At 67.2% G+C, this 2,227-nt stretch carries 1 protein-coding gene; it reads right to left on the reverse strand.

The features are described 5' to 3' along the window. Positions 1-474: 474 nt before the first annotated feature. The gene (gene argG, locus AOK17_RS41900) at positions 475-1,929 is read right to left on the reverse strand and encodes an argininosuccinate synthase (RefSeq protein ID WP_055617898.1); all 1,455 of its coding nucleotides are present in this window, start codon (positions 1,927-1,929) and stop codon (positions 475-477) included. Positions 1,930-2,227: the final 298 nt, after the last annotated feature.

The raw sequence follows: 2,227 nt of genomic DNA on the forward strand, positions 1-2,227 counted from the left end.
TTCGGCGCCGATACGTTCCTGTTCCTTGGTGTTGCGCTCAAGGTCCGCAGCCACCTGAGCGGCGTACTGCGTCTTGAGTTCCGTGGTCGCTGACTCGACTTCGGACATGGCAGCTACCTCTCCTCCTGCATTGTGTGGTGCTGACGCCGGATGGTACTCGCATCATCCACGCCATGATCCCCACTCTGACCAGGCTTGTCCGGCAGATCCATGACCGGGACACAACTGCCTTGGGCTGCATATGCCTGGGGAAGAGTGCACTCAGGTGGCGTCAGCACCTCCATCACGTGCTGTCTCAATTTCAACCTTCAAGGTGAACGCGTAGCCGCCTGACAGCTCGTACCAAGTTTGTCTGCCGTGTGTTGGGCCTGCTGTGTGTTGGTTCTGCTGTGTTGGTTCTGCTGTATGTGGAACGGAAAGGGCCGGCTCGACNNGCCGGCCCTTTCCGTTGGTGCGGTGCACCTCCGTGGACGGTCAGTCCGTGCCGGACTCCATGGCGGCGCGGTCCAGCAGCGCGTCCTCCTCGGAGACCTCGCCGCGGGAGGCGATCGCCTCGGCGCCGCCCTCCGGCATCTCCGGCATGGTGCCGATCAGTCCGGTCGCGGCAGCCTGGGAGGCGCCGATCGCGGGGCTGCCGGTGCCGATCAGGCCGAGGCCGACGTACTGCTCCAGCTTGGCGCGCGAGTCGGCGATGTCGAGGTTGCGCATGGTGAGCTGGCCGATCCGGTCCACCGGGCCGAACGCCGAGTCCTCGGTACGTTCCATGGACAGCTTGTCCGGGTGGTAGCTGAACGCAGGGCCCGTGGTGTCGAGGAGCGAGTAGTCCTCACCGCGCCGCAGCCGCAGTGTCACCTCGCCGGTGACGGCCGCGCCGACCCAGCGCTGCAGCGACTCGCGCACCATCAGCGCCTGCGGGTCCAGCCAGCGGCCCTCGTACATGAGCCGGCCGAGGCGCCGACCCTCGTTGTAGTACTGGGCGAGGGTGTCCTCGTTGTGGATGGCGTTGACGAGACGCTCGTAGGCGGCGTGCAGGAGAGCCATGCCCGGGGCCTCGTAGATGCCACGGCTCTTGGCCTCGATGATGCGGTTCTCGATCTGGTCGGACATGCCGAGGCCGCGCCGGCCGCCGATGGCGTTGGCCTCCATGACCAGGTCGACGGCGGAGTCGAACTCCTTGCCGTTGATCGTCACCGGGCGGCCCTGGTCGAAGCCGATCGTCACGTCCTCGGTGAGGATCTCGACCTCGGGGTCCCAGAACCGCACGCCCATGATCGGCTCGACGGTCTCCACGCCGGTGTCCAGGTGCTCCAGCGTCTTGGCCTCGTGGGTGGCACCCCAGATGTTGGCGTCGGTGGAGTACGCCTTCTCCGTGCTGTCCCGGTAGGGCAGGCCGTGCGCGAGCAGCCACTCCGACATTTCCTTGCGGCCACCGAGCTCGGTCACGAAGTCCGCGTCCAGCCAGGGCTTGTAGATCCGCAGGTGCGGGTTGGCGAGCAGGCCGTAGCGGTAGAACCGCTCGATGTCGTTGCCCTTGAATGTGGAGCCGTCGCCCCAGATCTGTACGTCGTCCTCCAGCATCGCCCGCACCAGCAGCGTGCCGGTGACGGCACGGCCGAGGGGGGTCGTGTTGAAGTACGCGCGCCCGCCCGAGCGGATGTGGAACGCACCGCAGGTGAGCGCGGCCAGGCCCTCCTCGACCAGCGCGGCCCGGCAGTCGACCAGGCGCGCGACCTCCGCACCGTAGGCCTGCGCGCGGCCGGGCACCGAGGCGATGTCGGGCTCGTCGTACTGACCGATGTCGGCGGTGTACGTGCACGGGACGGCGCCCTTGTCGCGCATCCAGGCGACCGCGACCGAGGTGTCGAGTCCGCCCGAGAAGGCGATACCGACGCGCTCGCCGGTGGGCAGGGAGGTGAGGACCTTAGACATAGGAAGAGTATGCACGATGGCGCATGATCATACAAAGCCGGTGTGGTGCAGCCCTCTGTCGTTGGTCGGGAAAGCTCACGATGGCCCGTGGCTCGCGGATGCCGTGAGGGGGTACCCGCGGTGCTGACAGGGGGTCGCCCCTCACGAGGTACCCGCGGTGCTGTCAGGGGGCGAACGTGTCCGTGAGGCGGATGTTGTAGCCGTCCTCTTCCATCAGGACGACGGTGACGCCGAAGGGGGAGGGGTGGTCAATCTCCAGCGGGGTGAAGGAGAAGTCGACGGCGGCCCGGATCGGCGG

The organism is Streptomyces phaeochromogenes (assembly GCF_001418655.1).
GTDB classification, from domain to species: domain Bacteria; phylum Actinomycetota; class Actinomycetes; order Streptomycetales; family Streptomycetaceae; genus Streptomyces; species Streptomyces phaeochromogenes.